The sequence below is a fragment of the Pseudomonas sp. FSL R10-1350 genome (genome assembly GCF_009600525.1).
Classification (GTDB): domain Bacteria; phylum Pseudomonadota; class Gammaproteobacteria; order Pseudomonadales; family Pseudomonadaceae; genus Aquipseudomonas; species Aquipseudomonas helleri.
In genome coordinates this window covers 1-2,334 of the sequence record NZ_WIVR01000136.1, presented here as the reverse complement: position 1 = coordinate 2,334, position 2,334 = coordinate 1, and the positions used below count along the sequence as shown (strand labels likewise).

General features: G+C 63.3%; 1 pseudogene. It reads left to right on the top strand.

Annotation, left to right across the window (positions count from 1 at the left end):
• Positions 1-4: 4 nt before the first annotated feature.
• A pseudogene (locus tag GHO25_RS25410) lies at positions 5-2,334 on the top strand (amino acid adenylation domain-containing protein); the annotation flags it as partial.

Here is a 2,334-nt window from a genome sequence, read left to right as displayed (position 1 = left end):
GGCGCTGGAGTTGCCGCTAACCGTGCTCGACTGGCGCGGCCGCGCCGAGCAAACCGCCGAGCTGGAGTTGCTGGCGCGCAGCGAGCGTTTGCAGTTTGATCCGGCGCAACCGCCGTTGCTGCGCCTGGCCTTGGTGCGTCTCGATGAGCAGCGCCAGCAACTGATCTACACCCATCACCATTTACTGCTGGATGGCTGGAGCAATGCCTTGCTGCTGGGTGAGGTGTTGCAGCGTTATGCCGGGGTTGAGGTGGCCACTCATCAGGGCCGCTTTGGCGACTACATCGGCTGGCTGCAAGGGCAGGATGCTCAGGCAGATGAAGCCTTTTGGCGTGCGCAACTGGCGACCCTGGACAATCCGACGCTGTTGGCACAAAGCCTGGCGCACGGTGGCTCAGGCAGCAGCGAGTACGCGGATCATCGGCAGGTATTCGATGGGCCGAGCAGCGAGGCTTTCAATGCCTTTGCCCGCCAGCACAGCATCACCCTCAACACCTTGGTGCAGGGCGCTTGGGCGGTATTGTTGCAGCGTTACAGCGGTCAACAGACCGTAGCGTTTGGCGCCACTGTGTCCGGGCGTCCGGTGGATCTGCCGGGTGCAGAAAACCAGCTCGGGCTGTTTATCAACACCTTGGCGGTGATCACTCAGCCACAGGCGGCTGAAAGTGTGGCGCAGTGGTTGAGCCGCTTGCAGGCGCATAACCTGGAGCTGCGCGAGCATGAATTTACCGCGCTGAGCGATGTGCAGCGTTGGGCCGGGCGTGCCGGTGAGCCGCTGTTCGACAGTTTGCTGGTGTTTGAAAACTTCCCCATCGGCGCGGCCTTGCAGCAGGGCGCGCCAGAGGGCTTGAGCTTTGCCGTACCGGCCAACCATGAGCGCACCAACTACCCGCTGACGCTGGCGGCGGTCAGTGAAGGCCAGTTGAGCCTGACCTGGAGCTTCTTGTGCAGCCATTTTGAACCGGCGGCCATTGCCCGGATGAGCGAGCACTTGGCGTGCCTGCTGCACGCCATGGTGGCGGCGCCGTTGTGTGCGCTGGGCGAATTGCCGTTGCTAAGTGCTGTCGAGCACACCCGACAATTGCGTGAGTGGAACCCGCCACCCAAAGCCGCGACCGAGCAGAGTGTGCATCAGTTAATCGCCGCCCAGGCGGCGCTACGCCCTGACGCCACGGCGCTGATCTTTGACAGCAGCACGTTCACCTACGCCGAACTCAACCAACGCGCCAACCGTTTGGCCCATCGCCTGCGTGAACTGGGGATCGGCCCCGAAGTGCGGGTGGGGCTGGCGGTAGAACGTTCGCCGCAGATGATTATCGGCTTGCTGGCGATTCTCAAGGCCGGGGGCGCGTATGTGCCGCTGGACCCGGCGTACCCGCCAGAGCGCTTGGGTTACTTGATGCAGGACAGCGGCATTGCTTTGCTGCTGAGCCAGTCGTGGTTGCGCAAGCAGTTGCCGCAGATCGACGGCCTGCCGGTGCTGGAACTCGACCGTGAAGACGTCAGCTACTTGCCGACCAGCAACCCGGTCAACCTGGTCACTGCACAGAACCTCGCGTACCTGATTTACACCTCGGGTTCGACCGGGCGACCCAAAGGCGTGAGCGTGGCCCACGGCCCGTTGGCCATGCATTGCCTGGCCATTGGCGCGCTGTATGGCATGACCCCGGACGACCGCGAGCTGCAATTTGCTTCGATCAGTTTTGACGGTGCCCACGAGCGCTGGCTGACCCCGCTGGTGTTCGGTTCGGCGTTGATGCCCCGTGACGATGAGGTCTGGAGCGCGCAGCGTACCTGCGAAGAAATCGAGCGGCACGGCATCACCATCGCCTGTTTTACCCCGAGCTATTTGCTGCAAATGGCCGATTACATTGGCGAAGCCGGGCGCAAGCTGCCAATACGCTCCTACACCGTGGGCGGTGAGGGCATGCCCAAGCACGCCTTTGATGAAGTGCAGCGCGTGTTGCAACCGCCACGCATCATCAACGGCTACGGCCCGACTGAAACGGTGATCACGCCGTTGATCTGGTGCGCTTACCCGGACACCCAATTTGACTCGGCATTCTTGCCGATCGGGCGCCCGGTGGGTGAGCGCAGCGCCTATGTGCTGGATGCCAGCATGCAGCCGCTGCCGGTGGGTGTGGCGGGCGAGCTGTATTTGGGCGGCGAAGGCATTGCCCGCGGCTATCACCAGCGCCCGGCCCTGACCGCCGAACGCTTTGTGCCCGACCCGTTTGTACCGGGCGCGCGGCTGTATCGCAGTGGCGACCTGGCGCGGCTGCGCGAAGACGGTGTGGTCGAGTACCTGGGGCGGATTGACCAGCAAGTGAAGAT